Raw genomic sequence first — 25,436 nt, forward strand, 5'->3', positions numbered from 1 at the left:
GCCGTACTCCTCCGGGATGGTGAGCCCGAACAGGCCCATCTCCTTCATGCCCTCGACGATCTCCGCCGGATACGCGTCCGCGTGCTCCAGCGCCTGCGCGTGCGGGATGATCTCCTTGTCCACGAACGAGCGCACCGTGGACAGAATCTCCTGCTGCACATCCGACAAACCCGCGGTCCGGGCCAAACGAGCCATCAGGGTCAGCTCCTCATCGCGGCGATGACCCGAGCGAAATCGCGCATCGCCGGTTCGGGCACCGTGACGTAGCTGAAGCCGAACGTCTTCCGGTGCTGGTGAAGGGTTTCCGCGATCTCCGCCGGAGGTCCGGAAAGGACAGTGGGCACCTGCGCCAAATCGATCGGTTGCGCCTCGAACCGGGGCAGCCGGTCGACTGCGGACTGGCGGTCGCCGTCGAGGGCGACGGCGTGGATCAGCAGGTTGAGTTCGAGGTCGTCGAAGCGGTGCGGGGCCGCTTGCCGCACGTGGTCCACGCGGGCGGCGAGCGCGTCCGCGCCGAGGAACCGGAGCATCCCGGGGTGTTGCCCGGGTGCGGCCCCGCTGAACGCGACGATGTCGGCATGTTCAGCGGCGATCCGCAGGACCCGGTCGCCGTTGCCCGCTACGCACAACGGCGGCCGCCGGACCGGGCTCGGACGGTGGTCCGGGTCCGCGAGGAGCCGCCCCACCTCCAGCACGGTGCGCTCAAGGTGGTCGACCCGCTCGGACGCGCTGCGCCAGGGAATCCCGGCGCGGTCGAATTCCGCTTTGACGTAGCCGGTTCCGAGCGCGACCTCGAGGCGTCCGTCGAGCAGCGCGTCCGTTCCGGCGAGGTCACGGGCCAGCAGCACCGCGTTGTAGAACCCGGAGTTCAGCACGAATACCGCGAGCCGGGGCCGGGTGGTGGCTTCGGCCGCCGAAACAAGCGCGGGCAACGGCGCGGGCATGCCGAGGTGGTCGGCGACGGCGATGACGTCGTAGCCGAGGTCTTCGGCTTCGCGGCACCGCGCCTGCCATTCCGCGCGCGAGGACGGCGTGAGCAGGTTGACGCCGAACCGGAACTCCCGTGCGGTCATCCGCGGGTCTTCCGGATCGCGTCGACGGCGTTGTGCCGGTCCGCGGCGACGTAGACAGTCCCGTCGGAGCCGAGCGCGAGACCGCCGGAGCGGGCGTACGGGACGTCCAGGTAGCCGACGTCGAGCCCGGTCGCCAGCACCTCGGTTTTTCCTTGCCGGTTCACCGAAAGCACGCGGTGGCCGGTGGCGTCGAGGACGACGGCCGTTCCGTCCGGCCGGACCGCGACGGCCCGCAGCCCGCCGAGCCCGGCAGTTCGTTCGACGACCTTTCCGGAGGCGGGTTCGACCTCGACGAGACGGCCGCCAGCATCGGCGACCAGCACTGTCCCGCGCTTCGTGACGGCAAGACCCGTTGGTGCACCGAGGTTCTCGACCAGCGGACGGACGTCCTCGCCGACGACGCGCAGCAGCCTTCCCTTCGCGGGTTCGGAAACCACCAGGCTGCCGTCGGACAGTTCGACGGCATCCGCGGGATTGTCGAGACCGTGCACTTCTCGGACAACCTTCCCAGTGCGGCGGTCCACCACCTGGACGGACCCGATCAGCTCCGAGGTGAGCACGAAATGCCCCGCGGTGACGCTGATCCCGGACGGAAACTCCAGCGAGGACGACAGCCGACGCTGGATTTCGCCGACCGCACCGGTGCGCGGGTCCACGGTGCGCAGCGCGGTCGCGTCCGCGACGTAGAGCGTCCGCCCGTCGGAGGCGAGATCCGCGGGGAAGGCGAGGCGGCTCGACGTAATGACCGTGACAACGCCGGTGTTCAGGTCCACTCGGGAGACGGAACTGTCGGCCATGTTGCTGACATAAGCGTACCCACGGGAGTCGATGATCATGTTGTCGTCCGCGGCGGGCAGCATCGCCACGGTGTGCTTGGCGCCGTCCGGGTCGATCCGGGCCAGCTGACCGGTCGCGCCGTCGAGCGCGTAGAGGCGGTTCCGCGGATCGAAACGCACGGACACCGGCTGCCGGAAGCCCTGGGCCAGCACCGAAATCGCTCCGGTTCGCGGATCGACCCGGGCCACTTCCCCGTATTTCGAACGCGGCGCGTAGATCATGCCGTCCGGTCCGAAGGCGAACGCGTTGAGCCCGCCCGGATCACGCACGACGAGGCGCGGCGCGGCCTGGCCGGCAAGGTCGATCTCCCAGAGCGCATCGGCGAAGGTCAGCTGCCCGACGTACAGGTGCTTGCCGGACCGGTCGAACGCGATCGAGTTGACGCCGGGCAGGTCGCGGGCGACGGTGCGGATCCGGCCGTCCGGCGCGCGGCCTTTCACCACGCCGCCGACCGGGTCGGTCCACAGGATTTCGCCGGAGGGGGCCACCGCGAGGTCGTCGGAACGGCCGTCGCGCGGGCCGACGAGGGTGTGGTTCCGCCCGGTGCGCGGGTCCACCGCGGAAATGGTTTCGCTGGCGAGACTGGCGGTGAGCAGGTCGCCGTTCGGGGCGAGGGCGATGCCGTTCGGCGAGTGCAGCGTGGTGCCGCTGACCAGCCGCTGGACCCGGTAGCGGGTGGCGGCGGCAGCGTCCGGGACAACAGTCAGGGGCACGATGAGCGCGAGGGCGAGCGCGACAGAGCGCAGGCGTCGAGCAGGGGGCACGGGTCTTCTCCTCCGCGGTCGGTCCCCGGGGCCGCACGGTGCGGCCCCGGGGCGGCGCTGGGTCAGAGCTGGGCGGCGCTGGCGTAGACGGACTGGAATTCCAGGTAGCTGTCGAGCGCCTCGGGCCCGAGTTCGCGGCCGACGCCGCTGCCCTTCATCCCGCCGAACGGCGCGCCGAGGTCCTGGAGGTAGTAGTTGAGGCCGATGGTCCCGGTCCGCACACGGCGGGCGAGGGCGAGGCCGCGCTCCTCGTCGGCGGTCCAGACCGAGCCGCCGAGCCCGTACTCGCTGTCGTTGGCGAGGCGGACCGCGTCGTCCTCGTCCTGGTAGGGGGTGATGGTGACGACCGGGCCGAAGATCTCCTCCTGCGCGATCCGTTCGCGGTTGTCCACGTCGGCGAACACCGTCGGCTCCACGAACCAGCCGCGGGACAGCGCGGCGGGACGGCCGCCGCCCGCCACCAGCCGGGCGGCGGAGGCGCGGCCCAGTTCGAGGTAGCCGAGGACCCTTTCGAGCTGTGCCTTGCTGGCCATCGGACCGCACGTGACGGCCGGGTCGAGCGGATCGCCCAGCACCATTTCGCGCGCGTACTGCGCGACCGCGTCGACCACCTCGGCGTAGCGCGAGCGCGGGGCGAGAATGCGGGACTGGACGGTGCAGGTCTGGCCGTTGTTCTGGAAGCAGGCGTTGTCGAGACCCGCGACGAAGGTGTCGAGGTCCGCGTCGTCGAGCACGATGGCCGCCGACTTCCCGCCCAGTTCCAGCGTGCACCGGCGGATCAGCCGCCCGCATTCCGCGCCGATGGTCCGGCCCGCGGCGGTGGATCCGGTGAACGCGACCTTGTCCACCAGCGGGTGGGACACCAGCGACGCACCGGCTTCGCGACCGGCGACCACGATGTTGAGCACGCCCGGCGGCAGCCCGGCTTCCGCGGCGGCGTCGGCGAAAACGTACCCGTCGAGCGCGGTTTCCGGCGACGGCTTGAGCACCACGGTGCAGCCCGCGGCGAGCGCCGGCGCGATCTTCATCATCGCGAGCACCTGCGGGTAGTTCCACGGCGTGATCGCAGCGACCACGCCTACGGGCGCGCGCCGCACGACCGTCGATCCGGACGCGCTCGGCCGGATTTCCTCCAGCTGCGTCGCCTCGATCTGGTCGGCATACATGTTCAGCAGCCCGCCCGGCGCGTCCCCGTTGAAGGCGTTCGACAGCCCGATCGGCATGCCGTTCTCCCGGCTGACGAGCGTGGCGGTGTCGGCGGAGCGGGCCGCCAAAGCCGCGGCGAACCGGCGCATCGTCGCCGCGCGTTCCGCAGCGGTGGTCCGGCCCCACGGACCCTCGTCCAGCGCGCGGCGGGCGGCCCGGACGGCGGCGTCGATGTCAGCGGCGGAACCCAGTGCGGCGCGGCCGAGCGGTTTCTCGGTGGCGGCTTCCAGCGCGAGGTGGGTTTCGGTGCCCTTCGGCTCGGTCCAGGCGCCGTCGATGAAGAACCGGGTGCGGTCGAGGGCGATGCTCGAATCGATGGTCAACGTACCTCCTTGTACGGGTTTTCCGGCGCGGCGATGACCCGCCGGTCGTGCAGGCCGCCGAGTTCGGCGGCGGTGAGGCCGAGCACGTCGGCCAGGACGGAATCGGTGTCCGCGCCGAGCGCCGGGCACGCTCCGGCGGGACCGCGTTCGCCGGAGAAGCGCAGCGGCGACCGCGCCGTGACGGCCGGGCTGCCGCTGGGCAGCCGCAGGTCCGCGAGCACGTCGTGGGCTTGCTCGCGGTGTTCGGCCACGAGGTCGGCCATCCCGCGGTAGCGGCCCCACAGGACCCGGGCGGCGTCGAGTTCCTTGCCGACCTCGCCGAGGTCGCGCGCGGCGAACCACGGCCGCAGGACCGCCGCGATGGTCTCGCGCAGGCGGTACCGTTCGGCTTCGTCGCGCAGGTCCGCGTTCAGTGCCTTTTCCAGTGCGGTGAACACTTCCGCCGTCCCGGTGGCCGACTGCAACGCGCGCCACTGGCCGTCGGTGAGCGCCACGACCATCACGCGGGCGTCGTCCCGGCAGGCGAAGTCGACGCCGAAACTGCCGTAAACGTGGTTGCCGTGCCGGGGCCGTTCCCCTTGCCGGTCAGCGGCTTCCGACAGCCAGCCCAGGTTCGCGACGCCGGCGAGAGCCACGTCGGACAACGCCAGCTCCACATAGGACCCTTCGCCGGCGCGGTCGCGACGGTGCAGCGCGGCGAGCACGCCGGTCGCGACGCTCAGCCCGGTGACGAGATCCCACGCGGGCAGCACGTGGTTCACCGGGGCGGCCCAGTCGCCGCTGCCGGTGATGCCCGGGACCCCGACCTCGGCGTTCACCGTGTAGTCGACCGCGGGCCGTCCGTCCGGATATCCCTGGACGCGCACGTGAATCATGTCGGGACGGCGGTCGGCCAGCCGCTCGTGGGCCAGCCATGGACGGCCGACTGCGTTGTCGATAAGGATTCCGCGATCGCGGCCGGGAGCGGTGGCCAGGGCGAGGACCAGTTCGCGGCCTTCCGGATTCCGCAGGTCGATCGCGACAGAACGCTTGCCCTTGTTCAGGGACGCCCAGTAGTAGCTCTCCCCCGTCGGCGCGACCGGCCAGCGGAGGTAATCGCTGCCGCCGCCGATCGGGTCGATCCGGACGACGCCGGCGCCCAGTTGCGCGAGAGTCAGGCCGCCGGTCGGCCCGGCGACGAAACTCGCGCACTCCACGACATGAGTACCGGCCAGCGGTCTAGTCACGACTCTCCTCCAGAAGGAACCAGCACAGCCCGCCCGGTCACCCGGTCAGCGAAAGCGCGCGCCGCGGCTTCGAGCGGGTAAGGAGTCACCACGGGTCGCACCCGGCCCTCCGCGACCAAGGCCATCGCGTCGGCGAAGGTGCGCATCAGCGTGGACCCCGAGCCGGTGATGACGGCTTCCTTCTCGAACACGAAAGCCGGGTGGACCCGGATCGGCTCCCCGCTGACCTGCCCGGTCAGCACGTACCGGCCCGCATGGGCGAGGACGCGGAAAGCTTGGCGGAACACGGATTGGTGGCCGGTGTTGTCGAGCACGACGTCGACGCCCCGACCGTCAGTCGCGTCGAGGATGTCCTGCCCGGCGGTCTCTCCGGCGAGCACCACCTGAGCGGCATTCCCCAGTTGCGCGGCCTTGTCCGGGCTCCGGGTGAGCGCAAGCACGCGCGCCCCGAGCGCGGCGGCAACCTGAACTGCGTGCAACCCCAATCCCCCACCGGCTCCGGTGACGAGGACCGTCTCGCCGGGCTCGACGCGCGCTACCCGGCGGAGAGCTTGCAGTCCGGTGCCGACTGCGCAGGCAACGACCGCGGCCTCGGCCAGCGGCACCCCGGGCGGCACCGGGAGCAGGGCGGATTCCGGCAGGACGGCGTATTCGGCGAACCCGCCGTAGAGGAACGCGCGCTGCGGACAGCGCAGTTCGTCGCCCATCGCGCACGGTTCGCAGCGGCCGCAGGTGCCGAACTGCTTCGCAGCGACGCGGTCCCCTGCCGCGAACCGGGTTCCACCGGCGACGACGGTTCCGGCGATCTCGTGACCGAGCACCGCGGGCAGCGGAAGGTTCAGCAAACCAGTCCGGTCGGCCTGATCGTGCCCGCACACCCCGCAGGCGGCGACCTTCACCAGGACCTCGCCGCTGCCGGGTTCCGGACAGGCCACCTCAGCGACCGCCAGCTCTCCCGGAGCGCTCAGGACGACGGCGCGCACGACGCGATCACCTTGCCCGGGTTGAGGATTCCGTGCGGATCGAGCGCGTTCTTGACCGCCGCGTGCATCGCCAGCACCGCCGGGCTGAGTTCCCGGGAGAGCCCGCCGCGTTTGAGCAGGCCGACGCCGTGTTCCCCGGTGACCGTGCCGCCCAGCGCGATCGCCTCGTCGAGGATCTCCTCGAACGCGGCCTCCGCGCGTGCCCGTTCCTCGGCCGGGACGACGAGGACCGGGTGCAGATTGCCGTCCCCGGCGTGCGCGACATTCGCGATCCGCACGTCATGGCGTACGCCGATGGCTTCGATCCGCCGCAGCATTTCCGGCACCGCGCCGCGAGGTACGCAGACGTCCTCGGTGAGCACCGGGCCCAACCGTTCGAGCGCCGGGTATGCCAGGCGCCGCGCGGCGAACAGCGCCTCGGCTTCGTCCACATCGGACGATGCGGCCGCCCAGGTGGCTCCGGCCGCGGTGAAGCAGTCGGTCAGCATCTTCGCCTCGTCCTCGCCGGGCGCGTCGGTACGGCCGAGCAGCACCGCTTCGGCTTCGGCGGACAGGCCCATGTTCTTCCAGGCGTCCACCGCGGCGAGGGTGTGCCGGTCGATCAGCTCCAGCGCCGACGGCACCACACCCGACTCGCTGACGGCCGCGACCGCGTCTCCCGCCGCCGACAAGCTGGGGAAATACCCGGCGACCGTGCGTTCGGCGGCCCGTGCGCCGCGCAGCCGCACGGTGACCTCGGTGACGATGCCGAGCGTGCCTTCCGAGCCGACCATCAGCCCGGCGAGGTCGTATCCGGCCACGCCTTTCGCGGTCCGGCGGCCGAGCCGGACCAATTCCCCGGTCCCGGTGACGACGTCCATCCCGAGCACGTAATCGCGGGTGACGCCGTATTTGACACAGCACAGCCCGCCGGCGTTGGTCGCGACGTTGCCGCCGATGGTCGACCACGGCGCACTCGCCGGGTCCGGCGGATACCAGAGCCCGTGGTCCGCGCACGCCGTCCGCAGGGTCTCGTTCACGACCCCGGGTTCGACCACTGCGAGCCGCTCGGCGGCGTTGATCTCACGGATGGCGGTCATCCGCTCGGTGGACAACACGATCCCGCCGCCGACCGCGTTCGCCCCGCCGGACAGTCCCGTGCCAGCCCCGCGCGGCACGATCGGAACGCGGTGGCGCAGGCACACCTGCACGATCTGCTGGATTTCCTCGGCGGTGTGCGGCCGCACGACAGCCAATGGCAGATCGTGCGGAGCCCAGGCTGCCTCGTCGTGGGCGTAGGCAGCGAGGACGTCCGGATCAGTGAGGACCCGGCCAGCGGGCAACGCCCGGCGAAGTTCGTTCAGCACGGCGCACCAGCTTTCACCGCACGGAACTCGTCCATCCGCTGCGCGAGCGTGCTCCGGTATTTCGCGACCGTGCCGAGCTTGACGTCCTCGTACCCGCGCACCAGATCCGGCAAGAGCGCCGTTTCCACTGCCAGGGCATGGTTTTCCGGGTCCAGCCGCTCGGCCAGCTCGCCGACGACCCGTTCGTATTCGGCGATCAAATCCCGTTCCAGCCGCCGGACCGCGGCGCGGCCGAACGGGTCCAGCGGGGTGCCCCGCAACCGCCGTCCCGCCACCAGCACCCGGAAAACCGGCTTGAACCACGGTCCCAGTTCGATCTTGCGGCGCATGCCGAGCGCCTTCAGCACCGGCGGATGCAACCGGTACGCGATGCGGGCGTCAGCGCCGAACCGCGCGCGGACCTGGCGTTCCTGCGCCGGATCCAGCGAAAGGCGCGCGACCTCGTACTCGTCCTTGTAGGCCATGAGCTTGTACAGATTCCGCGCTACCGCCTCGGTCAGCGCCGTCGAACCCGGGATCGCGCTGGACTCGGCACGGCGCACCCGTTCGACCTGTTCCACGTAGCGGCGCGCGTAGGCGACGTTCTGGTACGCGATCAGATCCGGCACCCGGACCCGCAGCAACCTCGCCACTTCAGCGCTCTCGCCGACGGTGGACAGGAGTTCGCGAGCTTCCGGGGTCAGCGCGGCCTCCGGTTCGGGTTCTCCGCGCAAGCTCGCGAGCAGAGCCGCCAGCGCCCCCTGGTCCGCGACCCACTGCCGACCGCGGCGGAACGCCTGCACGTTGGTCTCGACCCGAACCCCGTTGCGGGAAATGGCTTCTTCGATCGCCTCGGCCGGAATCGGCAGCGCACCGCGCTGGTAGGCCACCCCCGTCAGCAGGAGGTTGGCGTACTGGTCCTGGCCGAACAACACCTCGGCCATTTCCCGGGCGTCCAGCGCGGTCACGGTTCCGGTCGCTTCGCGGAGCCGGGCGAGCAACGCCGTTTCCTCCGGGAACGTGACGCTGGTGTCGGCGACCATCGCCCCAGTCGGGACCTTCGACGTCGAGACCACCGCGGTGGTCCGGCGTGAATCGGCGACGGCGAGGTAGCGCGGGTCCGCAGCGACGAGCACGTCGGCGCCGAGGTAGAGGTCGCATTCGCCGTCGCTCGCCTTGTTCGCGTGCGCCGCGCCGATCTTGACGTCGGAGACCACCGCGCCGCCCTTCTGCGCGAGCCCGGTCTGGTCGAGCGACCGCACCGGCAGCCCGGCGATGTTCGCCGCGGTCGCGAGGATCTGCGACAGCGTGACCACGCCGGAGCCGCCGACCCCAGTCACCCGCACCGTGAAGCGCTCAGCCGAGACCGTCCGCTTCGGCTCCGGAAGCGGTGCCGCCAACGGTTCGGCGAGCGGCCGCTTCCCCGCGTTCTTGCCGGGGAGCACGGTGAGGAACGACGGACAATCCCCTTCCAGGCACGAGAAATCCTTGTTGCAGGACGACTGGTCGATCCGCGTCTTGCGGCCGAACTCGGTGTCGACCGGCTGCACCGAAAGGCAGTTCGACTTCTCCCCGCAGTCGCCGCAGCCCTCGCAAACGCGCTCGTTGATCACCGCGTGCTGCGGCGGTTCCGGGGCGAGCCCGCGCTTGCGTTTGCGGCGCAGTTCGGTCGCGCATTCCTGGTCGTGGATCAGCATCGTCACGCCCGGGACGCGGGCGAGCGTCTCCTGCGCTTCGGCCAGCCGGTCCCGGTGCCAGACCCGGACTCCTCGGCCCAGCCGCACCCGCCGGTACCGTGCCGGTTCCTCGGTGGTGACGATGATCCGGCGCACACCCTCGGCCCGCATCGCCGCGATCACCTGGGGAACGGTCATGACCCCGGTCGGCTGCTGCCCGCCGGTCATCGCGACGGCCGAGTTGTACAGCAGTTTGTAGGTGATGTTGACCCCGGACGCGACCGCCGCGCGCACCGCGAGGCTGCCGGAGTGGTGGAAGGTGCCGTCGCCGAGGTTCTGCACCAGGTGGTCGTCGCGCACGAACGGGGCCATGCCGACCCATTGCGTGCCCTCGCCGCCCATCTGGGTCAGTCCGGTGATGTCGCCGTAGTCCTCGCGGCCGGTCATCAAAACCAGGCTGTGACACCCGATCCCGGCACCGACCAGCGAACCCTCCGGCGTCTTCGTGGACGAGTTGTGCGGGCAGCCCGAGCAGAAGTACGGCGTGCGCGCGGCGAGCGGAAGCGCGATCGTCCGTCGCGGAGCCCGCCAGGATTCCACGGACGGGAAGCCGCCGTGCGCACGCAACCGGAGCGCGAGCGCCGCGGCGATGCGGTCCGGATCCAGTTCCCCGTCAGCCGGGACCAGCGCCGTGCCGTCGGGTCCGCGTTTGCCGGTGACCGCCGGAGCGTCCGCGCGGCCGTAGAGCAGGTCTTTGACCGCGGTCTCGATAAAGGAGCGCTTCTCTTCCACGACCACGATTTCGCGCAGTCCCGCCGCGAACCGGGTGACGGTTTCGGGCTCGAGCGGGTGCACCATCGCGAGCCGCAGCAACCGGACTCCGCGCCGCTCCGATTCGGACTCGTCCAAGCCCAGGATCTCCAGCGCCTGGCGGAGATCGTGATAGGTCTTGCCCGCGGCGACGATCCCGATCCGGGCGTCGCGACCGCCGACGATCGTGTTCAGCCCGTTGGCCGCGGCGTAGCGACGGGCGAGTTCGAGCCGGGCGCCGTCGCGGCTGCGCTCCAGCCTGCCGAGGTCCGGTTGCAGCATCCGGGCGGTCATCTCGTGGACGAACGGCCGCCCGTCGACCGCCGGATCCGGCTGAACAGAACGGAACCGGCCGGGATCGACGCGCACGGTTCCGGTCCCGTCGGCGACGTTGGTGGCGATCTTGAACCCGACCCAGAGTCCGCAGGCGCGCGACATCGCGACCGCGTGCTGCCCGAGGTCGAGGACCTCCTGGGGATCGGCCGGGTACAGCGTCGGCATGCCGAGATCGGCCAGCAGCAGTTCGGAACTGCCGGGCACCGTCGAGGATTTCGCGCCCGGGTCGTCGCCGACCAGCGCCAGCGCGCCGCCGAGGCGATAGGTGCCCATGAGGTTGTTGTGCCGCAAAGCATCCGAAGCGCGGTCGAGGCCCGGGGACTTGCCGTACCAGTAGCCGGTCACGCCGTCGACGCGCCGGTTCTCCGATTTGGCCGCCAGCTGCGCGCCCTGCACCGCGGTGGCCGCCAGTTCCTCGTTGACGCCCGGTTTGAACACGACGTCGTGCTCGGCCAGCAGCTCGGCCTGTTTGCCGAGTTCGAGGTCGTATCCGCCGAGCGGCGAACCCTCGTAGCCGGACACGAACGCCGCCGTGCGCAGCCCCGCCCGCTGGTCGGCACGGCGGACGTCGAAGGGCAGCCGGGCCAGCGCCTGGACGCCGGTCAGCTGGAACTGCCCTTCGACCGCGCGATAACGATCAGTCACGACGGAATTCCTCCCTCGGAAGCCAGCGCCCGAAGCTGGTCCAGCACCGGCTCGGCACCCGGCGCACCGGTCAACGGATGGATCGCCACGTGGTCGGCCCCCGCGGCGAGATGCTCGCGAACCCGCGCCGCCACCAGTTGCGGATCACCGCGGACGACCAGCTCGTCCACCAGCCGGTCGCTTCCGCCGTCGGCGAAGTCGGCGTCCCCGAAACCCAAGGCACGCAAGTGATTCACGTAGTTCCGCAGCGCCAGCCGGGTCGCGATGTGCTTCCGCGCCACCTCGCGCGCCCGCGCGGCGTCCGCATCGACAACCACCGCCTGTTCCGAAACGAGCAACGGTTCCGGACCGAGCCGTTCCCGGGCGGCGGCGGTGTGCGCGGGCGGCACGAAGAACGAGTGCATCCCGGCCGCCCGGTCGCGGGCCAGTTCCTGCATCCGGGGCCGCAACGCCGCCAGCACCCGCGGCACCGCGCGTTCCGGGCGCGGCCCCTGGTAACGGTCGCCGTCCAGCACATCGAGGTATTCGCGCAACGCGGTCAGCGGCCGGTCGTGGCCGCTCCCGCGCCCGGCCTCCGCGTGGCTGGCGCCGAGGCCGAGCACGAACCGTCCGGGGAACGCCTCGCCGAGAGTCTGGGCCGCGCCTTCGGTGGCGACCGCGTCCCGGGCCCAGATGGTGGCGACCCCGGTGGCCACGGTCAGCCGTGTGGTCGCCGACAGCAGCAACGCGGCGTTGGTGAAGATTTCCTTGTGCGCCGGGGATTCCCCGATCCACAGCGCACCGTACCCGAGGTCCTCGACCACCCGCGCCGCCTTCGCGGCCTCGGCGGCGGGGACCTCCGCCAGGACGGACAGCCACACGCCGACCGGTCCGATCCGGGCCGCCAGCTCACGAGACAGGTTCACGCCCGCTCCCCCGGCCCGAATTCCGGCAGCCACACCCCGTCGCCGACCTCGCGGAACGACACGACGACCGGTTCGCCGAGCACCGGATCGCCGGAGCCGGCCCACGTCGTCGTCAGGTTCGGGCCGCTGTCGAGCCGGACCTGCACCACGACGTACGGCACGTCGTCGCCCTCGAAGTACCGCTTGTGGAACCGGACCCAGCTGTGCACCCGGCCGGTCCCCGCGTCGGTCGTCCACTCGACGGCGCGGCGGAAATCACGCGGGCACACCGGCGACGGCGGCCAGAACGCCTCGCCGCACGAGCCGCACACCGGCACGCGCAATTCGCCGCGAGCCGCGCCGTCGAGGTGTTCGACGTCCTCGGGATAGCGAAGCGGAAGAGGTCGCGCAGTGGTCATCGTGGTCACCGGTCCTTCGTGAAGACAGTCGAATCGCCGAACGGCGTCGCCCACTGGACGACCTCGCATCCGGTCACCTGGCGGTCGCCGGCCTGGCCGCGGATCTGGCGGACCGCCTCGGCCATGTGCCCCCAGCCGCAGAGGTGTGCCTCGGACAGCAGCCCGCCCGCGGTGTTGACCGGCAGTTCCCCGCCGAGCTCGATGCGGCCGTCCTGCAGCCATTCGAGAGCTTGGCCTTCGCCGGTGAAGCCGAACCGCTCCAGCACGAACACCACGTTGGGCGAGAAAGCGTCGTAAAGCTGCAGCGAATCCACGTCGCCCGGCCCGGACAGCCCCGCCATCGCGTACACCGGATGGTCCTCGGCCCGGCGCTCGTCGCCTTGGGTGAACACGCCCAGCCCGGGCGGCGCGAAGATGAACTCGTCCCGGCCGGCGCGCAGGCCCTGCATGCCGGAGACGATCACCGCGGGCTGCCGCAGATCGCGCGCTCGCTCCACAGTGGTCACCAGCAAGCAGGCACCGCCGTCGCTGAGCAGCGCGAAGTCCGGGCGGCGCAAGGGTTCCACGATATACGGCTGCGCGTCGTAATCCGCTTGCTCCAGCGGTTTGGTCATCTGCGCGTTCGGGTTGAGCCGCGCGTGGCGGCGCATCGCCATCGGCACCGCGGAGATCAGCGCGGGGTCGACGCCGTACCGCGCGCAGTACCGGCGGAACGCCATCGCCGCGCCCGCGCCCGGCGCGGTCATGCCGTAATGCGGCAGTTCCCCGTGCGAGCCGCCGCCCTGCCGCAGCCCTTCCGCGTCGCCCGCGCCGCCGACCATGCCCAGTCCGGAGAAAGACACCCCGGCCAGGCAGGCGGCGACCTCGGTGGTGCCGAGCGCCACGGCCTGGGCGGCCGCTTGCAGCGCGGGACCGACGAAACGGCCGTGGCTCCAGGTCTGCACGGCGGCGCGGATCCGCAGTCCGAACGCCTCCGCCATCCGGTCGTAATCGATCGACAGCGGATAGCCGACGTTCGTGAACAGCCCGTCCACGTCCCCGGCGCTCAGCCCGGCGTCGTCCAGCCCGGACTGGAGCGCCTCGGCGGCCAGGTCGAGACCGCTGCGCGCGGATTTCCGGGACAGCTCGGTGATGCCGATCCCGACTATCGCCACCTGGCGTACCGGTCCTAGCGGCATGTTCGTTCCTTTCTCGAAGCGTCAGAGAATCGCGTGCGCGTTCGCGGGGCTGCCGACCCCGCGCGGCAGCGGCAGCACCCCGGAGACGAGGAGGAACTCGTAGCTCCCCCGCTCCGCGCACGCCCGCGCGAGCCGGTCCAGCAGCCACAGCTCGCCCAGCGGCATGCCCTGCAACGCGATCAGCCGGCGGTGCAAAAAGCCCTTGGCGCGGTTCACCGGGAAGACCTCGACGCCGACGTTGTCCATCGCGACCGCGGCGAATTCCCGGTCCCAGAGGTAGGCGGCCATGTCCTTTGCCGATTCCAGCCCGGGGCAGGCGAAACCGGTGCCGATCGTCCCGCGCAGCGCGGCCCGGTCCCGTTCCGGAAGCTGCCGGTACCACTCCGTCCATCCGGTGCGGACCACGAGGATGTCCCCGGATGCGAAGACGGTTCCCTGCGCGGCGGCGACCTCGTCGAGCAGCGCGGCGGTGATCTCCACCGGCTCGTCCGGGGCGAGCGGAGTGCCTTGCGCCGCCAGGTGCCCGGCGACGTCGACCAGCACCCCGCGCCCGCCGAAGCCGTGCTCGGCCCATCGGTCGACGCCCAGCACCTCGCTGCTCGTCAGGTCGGCTTCGCTCCGGCCGCCCCAGTAACCGTGCCGTCCGGCGTTGATGTGCCGCAGTCCGTCCCACTGCGAGGAACCCTGCAGGTAGAACCCGTCCAGCCGGTCGTCGTGCCCGGCCGCGGTGTCCTCCACGACGTGCCGGAACAGCTCGCGTTCCTCGAACAACCCGGGAGCGGGTTCGTTCAACGGCAGGGTCAGCGAGATCATCCGCCCGCTGCGCACCGTCTTCGCCGCGGCGAGCCGCTGCCGCGGCCCGATCAGGTTGAGCGTGCCGATTTCGTCCGCGCGCCCCCACACGTCCCACGCGTGGTGCTCGTCCCGGTCCGGCAGCGTCGGCAGGTCCGCGAACGCCGGGGTGCGCCGCCCGGTCATCCCGCCGCCTCCAGCATCTCGCGCAGTTTGAGCTTGCTGACCTTGCCGGTGTGCGTCTGCGGCACCGCGGCCGAATCCAGCACCACGACCCGGGCGGGCACCTTGTAGCTCGCGGCCCGGGACCGGACGTACTCCCGCAGCCGGTCCGCCAGTTCGGTCCCGTCGGCGCCGCTGCGCTCGTCCGCGACGACGACGCAGGCCATCTCCTGGTCGCCGTCCGGAGTGGACAGTCCGAAGACGTACGCCTGGTCGACCTCGGCGTGCTCGCCGAGGATGCCCTCGATCTCCACCGGCGCGACGTTGATGCCCTTGATCTTGAGCATTTCCTTCCACCGGCCGCCGAACGACAGCCGCCCGTCCGCGTCGACCGACCCGAGGTCGCCGGTGCGGAACCAGCCGTCCGGGGAATGCGTCCCGCCGCTGACGTCCGACCCGCTGAGGTAGCCGTCGATCACGCAGCCCCGGATCTCGATCTCGCCGGTGGCGCCGGGCGGGCACACCGCCCCGGACTTGTCCACGATGCGGATCTCCTGGGTCGGCAGCCGCCTGCCCTGGGTGTGCAGCTTGACTTCCGGCAGGTCGCTCGCGTCGGTCATGGTCACGAAGCCGTAGGACTCGGTCAGCCCGTACGCGCTGCACGCCTCGGTGATGCCGAGCCCTTCGATGGCCAGCCGCTTGTCCTCGGCGTTGAACCCGACCGGGCCGGTCCGCAGCGAGGAGATGTCCCGGCTGCCGAAACTCGGCGCGGCCAGCAGCGCCCGGACCGCCGTCGCGAGTCCATAGGAGACAGTGCACCGTTCGCGCTCGATGAAGGCCAGCGACGCGTCGCCGTCGACCTTTTCCTCGACGCACAAGGTCAGGCCGTGGCTCAGCGCGACCGGCAGCGCGTTGCAGGCCCCGTAGCCGAAGAACAACGGCATCGCGAACCACAGCCGGTCGCCCGGACCGACGTGCATCCGCTCGCCCATCTCGTACCCGTTGCGCAGCAGCTTGCCGTGTTCCAGCGGCACCGCCTTCGGCAACGCCGTGCTGCCGCTGGTGTAGAGGATCATCGCGAGGTCGTCGGGTCCCGCGCTGCGTTCCGGAGCCGGGGCGGGCTCGAGCCCGGACGGGAACGGCTCGGCGGACGGCCAGAACAGCGCGCCCAGGTACCCGTCGGCGCGGGCTCCGGGCTCGAAGACCTCGCTGTGCCCGGCCGCGGTGAGCTCGGCGAGCATGTCCTTGCCGAACACCTGCTGTTCGGTGACCACCAGCCGCAGATCTGCGGTGCCCACCAGGTGCGCCAGCTCCGCCGACCGGTACCAGGTGTTGACCGGCACCGCGACCAGCCCGGCCCGCTGCGCGCCGAGCATCGTGACCAGCCAGCGCAGCCCGTTCGGGAGCAGGATCCCCACCCGCTCGCCCGGCCGCAGCCCCGCCGCGCGGAACGCGCCGGCCAGCTCGTCGCACCGCCGCGCGAACTCGGCGAAGGTCAGCCGCCCCTCGGGCGCGACCACCGCCTCCTCGCCGGGAAACAGCTTCGCCAGCGCCGCCAGCGCGTCCGGGAAAGTATCCGGGGCAACCACGTCGTTCCGCCTTTCGTTGTGGCCCGTCATCGGGCGTCCGGGTGCACGACCACGTCCGCGCGCAGCAGAGTTCCGGTGTCCGGGTCGGCGTACTCCGCGAGTTCGACCCCCGGCCTCGGCTGGCACCACTGGCCGCGTTCGGCCAGCCGTTCGTGCGCCGGGCTCCGGCGCACCGCCAAGCCGTCTTCCCGGGGCCATTCCCGCCTGCTGGCACGGATTCGGTCCCGCTCCCGACTGGTCTCGGCGAGGTCCGGGCCGCCCGCCGCGTCGAGCACGACGCCGTACGAAACCCGCGCCGCGTCCGCCGTCACCACGCCCGCGCGCACATCCGCCGCGACCAGGTCCGGATCGCGTTCCAGCGGATCGCCGTAGCCGCCACCGCCGCCGACCCGCAGCACCACCACGTCGCCAGCACCGACCGAAAGCCCGAACTGCTTTCCCTGCAACGGTTTCGGCGCGGCAGCGAGATCCTCGACGGCGCGTGGGACCTCGCCCCGGGCGAACGCCTCGTCCGCCCGGGCGCCGGAGACCAGCGCCGAACCGCTCGTGGATCCGGGATAGCCGCCGAAGACCCCGCACGGCGGAACCTGCCAGCAGGCCGCCATGACGTGCTCCTGGCCGCCCGGCGTGTACCACGGCGTGAACGCGAGGTCGATGCCCGCGCCGCCCCGGGTCCGGCCCGGTCCGCCGGAGTTCGGGTTCAGCTTGCGCCACAGGTACAGCACCGGATAGGCGAGTTCGTTGATCTCGATGTCCGGAATGCTGTTCTGCGGCTGGGCGAGCACGCCGCTGACGTCCATGCCGTCCGCGATCGCCTGCGCGCCCGCTCCGCTGCCGCCGCCGTTCATGTCCGGGAACGGCACGAGCCGGCCGGATTCGTCGGGAGCGTAGAAGAAACTGGCGCTCCATGAGTCCTGCCACGGTGCCGTCACGTGCTCGCGGACGAAAGCGTTTTCGCTGCCTGCCTGCAAATCGGCGAGCAGCCTGGTGACCACCTTCCCGATCCGGAACCCGGTCTCGATGTGCCCGGCCCCCATCGGCGCAGGCTGGCGCGCGTCGCAGATCGTGCCCGGCCGGGTCACCACCTCGATCGGGCGCAGCGTGCCCTGGTTGATCGGCAGGTCCGGCAGCAGGGTGATCAGCAGCGGGGACACGACCGCGCCCAGCGTGGTCGCCGCGCTGACGTTGATGAACCCGTCGGTCTGCGGCGCGGACTCGGTCAGGTCGAACCGCAGCGCGTCCTCGCTGACGGTGAGCGTGCAGCGGATCGGATACAGCTCGTCGGCGTGCCCGTTGTGCTCGGCGAATTCCTCGGCGGTGAACGTACCCTTCGGCAGATCCGCGATCCGGCGCCGGACGGCCTGCTCGGCCAGGTCCTTGGCGGCCTCGACATACCGGCGGAAAGTGTCCGCTCCGTACTGCTCGACGAGCGCCTGCAGCCGTTCGTCGCAGCGGTGGCAGGCGGCGATGAAGCACCGGATGTCGTTGAGCACCAGCTCCGGCACCCGGATGTTCGTCTCGATGATCCGCCACACGTCCTCGACCGGACGCCCCTGGTCGACGATCTTGACCCCGGGCAGCCGCAGCGCTTCGCCGTAGACCTCGGTGGCCGTCGGGTCCATCCCGCCGGGCGCGGCGCCGCCGAAATCGTTGACGTGCGCTTCGGCCCAGCACCACGCCACCAGCTGCTCGCCGAAGAAGATCGGCCGCACCACGCCGACGTCGACGGCGTGCGCGTTGCCGGTGGTGAACGGGTCGTTGCAGAGGAACATGTCCCCCGGCCGGATCTGCTCGCGGGGATACGTCGCGAGGAGATGCCGGACCGCCTGGCGGGCCGCGCCCAGGTACATCGTGATGTAGCCGGCGTAGCTGATGATGTCGCCCTCGGCGTCGGCGATGAAGGTGGAGAAGTCCACCGCCTCCGCGATCGCGGGGCTGCCGGACGCGCGCATCATCACCACGCCCATTTCCGCGGCGACGTTGTCCAGCGCCTTGGCGAGAATTTCGACGTCCACCGGGTCGAGCCCGGTCGCGGCGGCGGTCATGCGGTTTCCTCCCCGGTGAACCCGGTCGTCCGGGCGGTGTCGGTCAGCAGGTAGTTGCCCCAGCCGTCCACGTTCAGCTCCCAGCCCTCAGGCAGCGAGACGGTCGTCAGCGCGTGTTCGATCAGTGCCGGGCCGGAAATCCTGGCCCCGGCGGTGATCCGCCGCGCGTCGTAGACGTCCACTTCGGACTCTCCGGCCCGCTGGACCCGCCTGCGTCCGACCGGTTCGGCCGCGTCGCCGGTCAGTTCCTGCTTCGCTGGCTCGAAGAAGTCGACCCGGCCGGTCGCGGTGACCCGCACCGACATCAGCACCACCGGGCTGCCCACCCATGCCGTGCCCTCGCCGTACTCCTGCTCATAACGCGCGGCGAACCCGTCCTGGATCGCGACCAGATCCGCTTCGCCGAACTCGTCCCGGCGCGGGATCGGCACCCGCAGTTCCCATTGCTGGCCAAGGAACTTGAAGTCGCCCTCCCAGCGGACGTCGATCCGGTCGTCCGAGTAGCCCGCGGCGTGCAACGCCTCGACGAGTTCCGCGTCGAGTTCCTTCAGCGCGGCGTGCACCGCCTCAGCGCCGCCGCCCTGCCACATCACCGAGCGCGCGCGAGTGCGCACGTCGTCGCTGGACAGCAGCCCGCGCGCGGAGAACACCGCGGCTTCGGCCGGGATCACGATCTGCCGGATGCCGACCGAACGGGCGATGTCCGCGGCGAACAGGCCGAGCGCGCCGCCGAAAGCCACCATCGCGAACCGGCGCGGATCGTGCCCGCGCTCCACCGTCACCGCGCGGACCGCGTTGCCCATGTCCGCGACCACCATCCGGTGCACCGCCGCCGCGGCCTGAACCGCGTCCACGCCCAGCGGTTTCCCGATCTCGCGGGCGAGGGCTTCGCTCGCGCTGCCGGTGTCGAGCGCCCGGCGACCGTCCAGAAAGGACCCGGAATCCAGCAGCCCGAGCACCGCGGACGCGTCGGTCACCGTCGGACGGGTGCCGCCCTTGCCGTAGCAGATCGGGCCCGGCTCCGCTCCCGCGCTGTGCGGCCCGACCTGCGGAACTCCGCGCGAATCCAGCCACGCGATGCTGCCGCCGCCGGTGCCGATGGGCAGCACGTCGATCTTGGACAGCGCGGTCAGGAACCGCTCCCCCAGCATCACCCGCCGGGTGACGTTCGGAGTCGCGTCGCGCAGCACCGAAACGTCGAACGACGTGCCGCCCATGTCCGCGGTGACGATGTCCTTGAGACCGAGCCGGTCAGCCAGCGCCCGCGCCCCGATCACGCCGCCGGCCGGTCCGGAGTCGATGAGCGTGATCGGCCGCCGCCGGGCTTCCGCCGCGCTCGACGTGCCGCCGAAGCCCTGCATGAACGCGACCGGTTCGCGCAGCCCGCGCGCCGCCAGCTCGCGCTCGATCCGCTCGGTGTACTCGGCGACCCGGATCCCGGTGAACGCGTTGAGCACCGTGGTCATCGTCCGCTCGTACTCCCGGATCACCGGGTGCAGCCGCGACGCGACGCTCAAGAACAGCTCCGGATGCTCGGCCTCGACGATCGAGGCCAGCAGTTCCTCGTGCTCCGGGTTCGCGAAGCCCCACAACAGGGACACGGCGATCGACTCGACGCCCTTGGCCGCCAGCGCTTCCACCGCCTCGCGCGCCCGCCGCTCGGTGAGCGGAACGACGACCCGGCCCTTGCGGTCGATCCGCTCGGGCACCTCGAGCACGTTCTCGCGGGCGACGATCTGCGGAAGGCTGAGCTGCTTGTGGTGGTCGCGGTGCGCGTTGCGGGCCGACCGCGCGATCAGCAGGTTGTCGCCGAAGCCCTGCGTGGTGATCAGCCCGACCTTCGCGCCGCGCAGTTCGGCGACCGCGTTCGTCACCACGGTCGTGCCGTTGACGAACCGCGTCGTCGCGGCGAGCAGCTCGGTCAGCGGCAACCCGACGCGGGCGGCGAGATTTTCCAGCGCGGCAAGCAGTCCCGCGGCGAGGTCGTCCGGAACGGTGTCGGACTTGTCCGCATAGGACTGTCCGTCCGAGGCGAGCGCGACGACGTCGGTGAACGTACCGCCGATGTCGCACCCGATCTGAAACGTGACTTCGGAACGCAACGTCATTGTCCTTCCGTGGAACGGCTCCCGGCCTGCGAGCCAGATTAGACACGACATAGTGTCGAGTCAAGCGACAACTTGTCGATTCAGCGCAGATGCGCGGCGAACTCCGCGGAATCGGCGCCGGAGAAGGGTTCCCGGACGGCCCGCAGGACCGTGTCGGCACCCGCGCCCAGCACCGGTTCCGCATAGGAACGGAACTTCTCGGGCACGGATACCGGTGCCTGCTCCCGGCTTTCCGCGGACACGACGCGTCCGTCGGCGAGCCGGACTGCCACTCGCGCGTCCCGGCGCGCCGGAAAAGCCGCGTCCGCAACGGGATCCACTGCTACCGAGATCCGGACCGCCAGCTTCGCCAGCCCCGGATCGAGCGTTCCGGCATAGCGGTCCGGACGGATCGCGCCGTCGGTCAACGCGGCCGCCACCGCGAACTGCAGGCTCATCTGCCGGGAAATCGGTGCTGTCAAGGCAGTCGCGTTGTCACAGCCCGGATAGCGCGCCGCCACGCCGGACGTGTACACCGTGGCTTCGGCGACCTGCTCGGGGTGGATTCCTTGTCCGGCAAGGACGATGGCCGCGTCGATCGGTTCCTGAGTCAGCGCACACGACGGGTACGCCTTGAAAAATGTCTGCGAGATCGCCATCCGATCCAGCCGGACGTCCGGTGGCCTGGCTTCGTCTCGTGCACCGCCGAATGCCTGGCGCAGGCCGAAAATCCCGTCCACCGCCGACGCCGCACCGGTCGCGCCTTCCTGGGCGAGCAGCGCCGCGACGACACCTGCCCGCGACGCACCGGCGTTCTGGAAGAACACCTCGGTGGTCCCGTCGTGCGCCCACTGGCACAGCCCCGCAGCGGAACTGGCAGCAATCCCGAACGCGTGCGCGGTGGCCACTGGACTGAGCCCCAGCAAATGCGCCGCCGCAGCCGCGGAGCCAAAGGGACCGAAGACACTGCTGGCCCGCCATCCGCGTACGCCGAACTCCTCGGTCAGCACTGCGGCCGAAACCTGCGCGATGGCTTCGTAGCCGAGAACGATCGCCCGCAGCAGCGCGGGCAACGGCGAGCGCCGCCGTTCCCCGATCGCCAGCGCCGCCGGAATCACCACCGTCCCGGGATGCACTCGGCTTTCGGCATGCGTGTCCTCGTGCAGCAATGCATGGGAGGCAACGGAATTCGCTAACACCGCGTCCGCGAGCCCTGCCCTTCGGCCGCCGGTCGCCCAGATCGTGGCGTCGTCGCCGCTGCCCGCGATCGCCCTGGCCTGCCTGGCCCACGGCAGGTCGCGTCCGCCGTAGGCGCAGGCCAGTGCATCGAGAAGACAAGTACCGGCTTGGTCGATCAGCTCGCCGGTAATCCTCGGGGCCGCGGTGTCGAGTTGCTCAGCGAGATCGGTGAGCAACACGGGTCACACCCCTTCGGGAGACCGCTCGCTGACCGCCGGAGCCGGCTCCGCGTCCTCCACCCGCTTGGTCGCCCGCCGCACGAACAACGCCGCGATCAAGCTCAACAGCGCACCGAACATCAGGAACAGCGCGGGCGCACGGTTGTCCCCGGTGGCTTGCACGAGCGTCTGGCTGACGTACAGCGCCGGACCGCCCAGCAACGTCGCCGCCAACGCGAACCCGACCGCGAACACGGTGGCGCGCACCCGGGCGGGAAGAACCTCCACATAGGACGCCGGAGCCACCGCCGTGTACAGCGCGGGCAGGACGCCGAGCAGCACCGTCATCCCGATGGCCGCGCCCAGGCTTTTCGCCGAGGAGAGCCCGATGAACAGCGGATAGGCCAGCACGAAGGTGCCCGCGGACAGCCCGAGCAGCATCGGCCACCGGCCCCACCGATCCGACAGCGGCCCGCCCAGCGCGACCAGCACGACCGCCACCGCGATGCTGATCACCGTCGCCAAAGTGGCTTGCGACTGCGAGAACCCGAGCCGGATCAGGTACGTCTGCGCGTAGGTGAAGGCGACGTAGTAGCCGACCTGCTGGAACGCGGCGATGCCGAAGATCAGCACGATCAGCCGCCAGTGCGCGGTGAACGACTCCTTGACCGGCGAGGCGGGCACCTGCGTGCGGTGCTCCAGCGCCCGGAACTCGGGGGATTCGTCGAGTTGGGAACGGATGTAGAGCCCGACCAGGCCGAGCGGCAGGGCCAGCAGGAACGGGATCCGCCAGCCCCAACTCGCCATCGCGGCGGGCGTCAACAGGGTGCTCAGCAACAGCACCGCGCCCGCCGCCAGCAGCAGGCTCGCCACGCTCCCGATCTGCACGCGGCTGGTCATCGCGCCGCGCTTGCCGCGCGGGGTGAACTCGGCCGCGTAAGTCATCGCCGTGCCGTACTCGCCGCCCGCCGCGAGGCCCTGCAGCAACCGGAACAGCACCAGCAGGATCGGCGCCCAGACGCCGATCGACGCCACCGGCGGCAGCACGCCGATCGCCGCCGTGCTGCCCGCCATCAGCGCGACCGTGGCGACCAGCGCGGGTTTGCGCCCGATCCGGTCCGCGATCGAGCCGAACAGCAGCGAACCCAGCGGCCGCACCACGAAGGCGACGCCGAACACCGCGAAGGCCGACAGCAGCGCGACCCCCGGCTGTTGCGCGGGGAAGAACAGTTTCGAAAGCACGACCGTCAGAAAGCCGTAGACCGCGTAATCGTAGGTCTCGACGGTGTTGCCGATGGCGGACGCGAAAACCACGCGCCGCATCAGCGCCGGAGACGGAGCGGCGACGCCAGGACTGGAGGACATAGGGGACGCTCCCGAGTCGTCGTTGACAGGTGGGCGAAGACCGGCGTCTTCCCTGTCGACGCCTCGACACCAGGCGGGCAGGCCGCACAGGGCTGCGGCCGTCCTTGCCTGACCTGCGCGTTCACTGGCGGCGCAGGTGTCCCCGGAAGACTAAGGACGACACTGTGTCGAGTCAAGCGTCAATCTGTTGATCTAGTCGCGCTCCAGCCCCAGCGCGTCGACCCACAGCCCGGTCACCACGTCGAGCAGCCGCGTCCGCTCGATGACGAACACCTTCTGCACGATCGCGCGGAAACACACCTGGTCGAGCTGCACCATCAACAGCTCGACCCGCAGCCGCCGCTCCTCGCGCCGCGCCGGCGGGAACTGGACGAGGTACTCCTCGAGCCCGCCGGCGAGCTGGTCGATCTGGTCCTTCCACCGGGCCGCGACCTCGAGGTCGCTGGCCATCGCCTCGTGGATCGCGGGCAGCAGCGCCGCCTGGCTCTCCCACCAGGACAGCGCCCCGTCGAGCCAGGCGCGCACGCTCGCCGCCCTGCCCTCGGCGAGCGCCCGCCCGAGCAGCGACCAGTACTGCGCGCTCTGGTCCTCGCGGACCGCGCGGTAGACCTCGGTGAACACCTCGGCCTTGTTGGTGAAGTGCAGGTAGAACGTCGCCCGGTTGACCTTCGCCGCCTTGGCGATGTCGCCGATCGAGGCCTGTCCGTAGCCCCGCTCCTCGAACACCTGCCGCGCCGCGGTGATGATCCGCTGCCGCGTCATCCTCCGCTGCTCCTCGCGCACCGAAAGCAGCTCCGTCGATTCATTCGACACGTTGTCGCCCACGCGCAGATGGTAACGCCGGGGTCTCCCCTACCCCTCACCCGACACGGGACGCCGCCTTGCCGGTGAACCGGAACTCGATCGCGACCGGAATGTCCTTCAGCTCCAACGCTTCCTCGAGCCGCGGCAGGCTTTCTCCGGTGACGCGGCCGCGGATCTCGCCCAGATCCGCGTCCCGCTCGCACGTGAGGATCAGCGCGAGCGACGGCGTCTCCCGGGTTCCGGCGAGCGACGCGCTCGCCTTGTGCACTCCGGGATGCCCGCGCAGTTCCTCGACGAACGGGGCCACCGCGTCGTCCGCGCGCAGTTCGGTGCGTCCGTAGGCGGGATCGGTTTCGAACCGCCACACTCCCGTGCGCGGCCGGTGCGCGAGTTGGGCCAGCATCCAGCGCAGCGCGAGCAGCCCCGCCACGACGGCCGCCGCGGCGATCGCGTAGAACACCCAGGTGGGCGGCTCCGCGGTGCCCGGCACGAGCGGCGCTTCCGGATCGATGAACCTGAGCACGCGGAAATGGGTAGCCAGGCCGAATCCGCCCGCGGCGAGCAGCACCAGGCCGATCACCGCGAGCAGGACGCGGTTGAGCGTGGCCGGACGGTTCATGAGGCCTCCCTCGTCGCACGGACTCGCACCGACACGGCGGGCCGCCGGGCCGGCGAGATGTGGTCGAGCCGGGATTCGACGGCCGCGCGGACCGCGTCGGACAGTCCGTCCGTCCGGGTGCGGGCGGTCTTCACCCGCACTTTGACCTTGCGCGAACCGGTCGAGAGCCGGGCTTGCTCGACGCCGTCCACGTCCGCCGCTGCTGCGCGCAACGCGGACCGGTAGCCCGTGGTGTCGGCCCCGGAATCCGGGTCTCCCGTCAGCGGGAGGATCCGGCGTTTGCCCGGCAGGAGCGCCGCCCACAGCAGCACCAGCCCGACCAGGGCCACCGCGGCTGAGATCAGCGCCGGGACGAGGTCCGTCCAGTGCGCGTTGTGGACCGCGGTCGCGACCGCGCGATAGTCCAGCCACGGCTGATTCCCGGTCAGCCGCTGGATCGCCGCGACAGCGACCAGGACGCACACCGCCAGCAGCACCGCGGCGGTCAAGCTCGCCGGAAGAGACCGGCGGGTTCGGCGTTTCACTCCACCCTCCTCTGTCCCGCGGCCTCGGTGTGCAAGGCCGTCACCGTGATGCCGACGCGGCGGACCGGCATCCCGGTCAGTTCCTCGACCCGCCCGCGCAGATGGCCGCGCACCCGCTCGGTGGTCGCGCCGACCGGGGCCGGGTATTCGAGCGAGATCCGCACGTCCAGCTCCACCTCGCCGCCCGCGATCCGCGCGGACGTCTTCGCCGACCGGTCCAGGCCCTCACCGCCGAGGCTGATCCCGAGCGTCCGCCCGGCGGCCCCGCCCACCCGGTCGATCTCGCCCGCCGCGTGGGCGGCCAGCCGCTCGACGGTGTGTTCGCTGATCGTGAGGGTCCCCCGCTCCTCCGCTGCGACAGCCACGG

21 protein-coding genes are annotated in these 25,436 nt (G+C 71.2%); all 21 read right to left on the bottom strand.

Translation table 11 applies throughout. The annotated features are described in order from the left end of the window. On the bottom strand, nucleotides 1-195 hold a 195-nt coding region (locus tag EIZ45_RS08755), incomplete at its 3' end, for an acyl-CoA dehydrogenase family protein (protein ID WP_134736039.1). A 5-nt stretch (nucleotides 196-200) separates the two neighbouring features. Then, complete coding sequence (locus tag EIZ45_RS08760; RefSeq protein ID WP_134662183.1) at nucleotides 201-1,073, bottom strand: TIGR03621 family F420-dependent LLM class oxidoreductase; 873 nt, start codon at nucleotides 1,071-1,073, stop codon at nucleotides 201-203. Next, on the bottom strand, nucleotides 1,070-2,674 hold the full coding sequence (locus EIZ45_RS08765; protein ID WP_134662184.1) for a PQQ-binding-like beta-propeller repeat protein: 1,605 nt from the start codon (nucleotides 2,672-2,674) through the stop codon (nucleotides 1,070-1,072). Before EIZ45_RS08765 ends, EIZ45_RS08760 begins: the two co-directional genes overlap by 4 nt. Before the next feature lie 62 nt (nucleotides 2,675-2,736). Beyond that, entirely contained in the window at nucleotides 2,737-4,197 is a 1,461-nt protein-coding gene (locus EIZ45_RS08770) for an aldehyde dehydrogenase (protein ID WP_205669853.1), read from the bottom strand. A 2-nt stretch (nucleotides 4,198-4,199) separates the two neighbouring features. Next, nucleotides 4,200-5,429, bottom strand: a complete 1,230-nt coding sequence (locus tag EIZ45_RS08775; RefSeq protein WP_134662186.1) for a CoA transferase — start codon at nucleotides 5,427-5,429, stop codon at nucleotides 4,200-4,202. Then, complete coding sequence (locus EIZ45_RS08780; RefSeq protein WP_134662187.1) at nucleotides 5,426-6,412, bottom strand: alcohol dehydrogenase catalytic domain-containing protein; 987 nt, start codon at nucleotides 6,410-6,412, stop codon at nucleotides 5,426-5,428. Before EIZ45_RS08780 ends, EIZ45_RS08775 begins: the two co-directional genes overlap by 4 nt. Beyond that, entirely contained in the window at nucleotides 6,394-7,758 is a 1,365-nt protein-coding gene (locus EIZ45_RS08785) for an FAD-binding oxidoreductase (RefSeq protein WP_134662188.1), read from the bottom strand. Before EIZ45_RS08785 ends, EIZ45_RS08780 begins: the two co-directional genes overlap by 19 nt. Further along, on the bottom strand, nucleotides 7,752-11,204 hold the full coding sequence (locus EIZ45_RS08790; RefSeq protein WP_134662189.1) for an indolepyruvate ferredoxin oxidoreductase family protein: 3,453 nt from the start codon (nucleotides 11,202-11,204) through the stop codon (nucleotides 7,752-7,754). The genes EIZ45_RS08785 and EIZ45_RS08790 overlap by 7 nt, the downstream gene beginning before the upstream one ends. Then, nucleotides 11,201-12,109, bottom strand: a complete 909-nt coding sequence (locus EIZ45_RS08795) for a TIGR03620 family F420-dependent LLM class oxidoreductase (protein ID WP_081685179.1) — start codon at nucleotides 12,107-12,109, stop codon at nucleotides 11,201-11,203. Before EIZ45_RS08795 ends, EIZ45_RS08790 begins: the two co-directional genes overlap by 4 nt. Then, nucleotides 12,106-12,507: a Zn-ribbon domain-containing OB-fold protein gene (locus EIZ45_RS46010; RefSeq protein WP_167756382.1), complete on the bottom strand. Its 402-nt coding sequence runs from the start codon at nucleotides 12,505-12,507 to the stop codon at nucleotides 12,106-12,108. Before EIZ45_RS46010 ends, EIZ45_RS08795 begins: the two co-directional genes overlap by 4 nt. A 5-nt stretch (nucleotides 12,508-12,512) precedes the next feature. Further along, nucleotides 12,513-13,685, bottom strand: coding sequence for a thiolase family protein (locus EIZ45_RS46015; RefSeq protein ID WP_167756383.1), 1,173 nt, complete (start codon nucleotides 13,683-13,685; stop codon nucleotides 12,513-12,515). A gap of 21 nt (nucleotides 13,686-13,706) precedes the next feature. Continuing rightward, nucleotides 13,707-14,663, bottom strand: a complete 957-nt coding sequence (locus EIZ45_RS08805) for a cyclase family protein (RefSeq protein ID WP_134662191.1) — start codon at nucleotides 14,661-14,663, stop codon at nucleotides 13,707-13,709. Next, entirely contained in the window at nucleotides 14,660-16,228 is a 1,569-nt protein-coding gene (locus EIZ45_RS08810) for a class I adenylate-forming enzyme family protein (protein ID WP_043840120.1), read from the bottom strand. The genes EIZ45_RS08805 and EIZ45_RS08810 overlap by 4 nt, the downstream gene beginning before the upstream one ends. Nucleotides 16,229-16,254: 26 nt before the next feature. Beyond that, the gene (locus EIZ45_RS08815; RefSeq protein WP_043840019.1) at nucleotides 16,255-18,273 is read right to left on the bottom strand and encodes a hydantoinase B/oxoprolinase family protein; all 2,019 of its coding nucleotides are present in this window, start codon (nucleotides 18,271-18,273) and stop codon (nucleotides 16,255-16,257) included. Further along, entirely contained in the window at nucleotides 18,270-20,381 is a 2,112-nt protein-coding gene (locus EIZ45_RS08820) for a hydantoinase/oxoprolinase family protein (RefSeq protein ID WP_167756384.1), read from the bottom strand. The genes EIZ45_RS08815 and EIZ45_RS08820 overlap by 4 nt, the downstream gene beginning before the upstream one ends. An 80-nt stretch (nucleotides 20,382-20,461) precedes the next feature. Then, nucleotides 20,462-21,778, bottom strand: a complete 1,317-nt coding sequence (locus tag EIZ45_RS08825) for an MmgE/PrpD family protein (protein WP_134662193.1) — start codon at nucleotides 21,776-21,778, stop codon at nucleotides 20,462-20,464. 3 nt (nucleotides 21,779-21,781) lie between these two features. Continuing rightward, nucleotides 21,782-23,122 carry an MFS transporter gene (locus tag EIZ45_RS08830; RefSeq protein WP_200864585.1) on the bottom strand — a complete coding sequence of 447 codons (1,341 nt, stop codon included), beginning with the start codon at nucleotides 23,120-23,122 and terminating at the stop codon, nucleotides 21,782-21,784. Between the two features lie 192 nt (nucleotides 23,123-23,314). Further along, entirely contained in the window at nucleotides 23,315-23,947 is a 633-nt protein-coding gene (locus EIZ45_RS08835) for a TetR/AcrR family transcriptional regulator (RefSeq protein ID WP_134662194.1), read from the bottom strand. A gap of 34 nt (nucleotides 23,948-23,981) precedes the next feature. Beyond that, on the bottom strand, nucleotides 23,982-24,545 hold the full coding sequence (locus EIZ45_RS08840; protein ID WP_134662195.1) for an alkaline shock response membrane anchor protein AmaP: 564 nt from the start codon (nucleotides 24,543-24,545) through the stop codon (nucleotides 23,982-23,984). Then, the gene (locus EIZ45_RS08845; protein ID WP_134662196.1) at nucleotides 24,542-25,069 is read right to left on the bottom strand and encodes a DUF6286 domain-containing protein; all 528 of its coding nucleotides are present in this window, start codon (nucleotides 25,067-25,069) and stop codon (nucleotides 24,542-24,544) included. Before EIZ45_RS08845 ends, EIZ45_RS08840 begins: the two co-directional genes overlap by 4 nt. Next, nucleotides 25,066-25,434 carry an Asp23/Gls24 family envelope stress response protein gene (locus EIZ45_RS08850; RefSeq protein WP_134662197.1) on the bottom strand — a complete coding sequence of 123 codons (369 nt, stop codon included), beginning with the start codon at nucleotides 25,432-25,434 and terminating at the stop codon, nucleotides 25,066-25,068. The genes EIZ45_RS08845 and EIZ45_RS08850 overlap by 4 nt, the downstream gene beginning before the upstream one ends. Between the last annotated feature and the right edge of the window lie 2 nt (nucleotides 25,435-25,436).

The sequence above is a fragment of the Amycolatopsis sp. CFH S0740 genome, from assembly GCF_004522315.1.
In the GTDB taxonomy this organism is placed as follows: Bacteria; Actinomycetota; Actinomycetes; order Mycobacteriales; family Pseudonocardiaceae; genus Amycolatopsis; species Amycolatopsis nivea.

Coding starts and splice junctions, on each gene's coding strand:
- EIZ45_RS08760 (WP_134662183.1), bottom strand. CDS start 1,073: ATGACCGCACGGGAGTTCCGGTTCGGCGTCAACCTGCTCACGCCGTCC.
- EIZ45_RS46010 (WP_167756382.1), bottom strand. CDS start 12,507: ATGACCACTGCGCGACCTCTTCCGCTTCGCTATCCCGAGGACGTCGAA.
- EIZ45_RS46015 (WP_167756383.1), bottom strand. CDS start 13,685: ATGCCGCTAGGACCGGTACGCCAGGTGGCGATAGTCGGGATCGGCATC.
- EIZ45_RS08805 (WP_134662191.1), bottom strand. CDS start 14,663: ATGACCGGGCGGCGCACCCCGGCGTTCGCGGACCTGCCGACGCTGCCG.
- EIZ45_RS08815 (WP_043840019.1), bottom strand. CDS start 18,273: ATGACCGCCGCCGCGACCGGGCTCGACCCGGTGGACGTCGAAATTCTC.
- EIZ45_RS08820 (WP_167756384.1), bottom strand. CDS start 20,381: ATGACGTTGCGTTCCGAAGTCACGTTTCAGATCGGGTGCGACATCGGC.
- EIZ45_RS08830 (WP_200864585.1), bottom strand. CDS start 23,122: ATGTCCTCCAGTCCTGGCGTCGCCGCTCCGTCTCCGGCGCTGATGCGG.
- EIZ45_RS08840 (WP_134662195.1), bottom strand. CDS start 24,545: ATGAACCGTCCGGCCACGCTCAACCGCGTCCTGCTCGCGGTGATCGGC.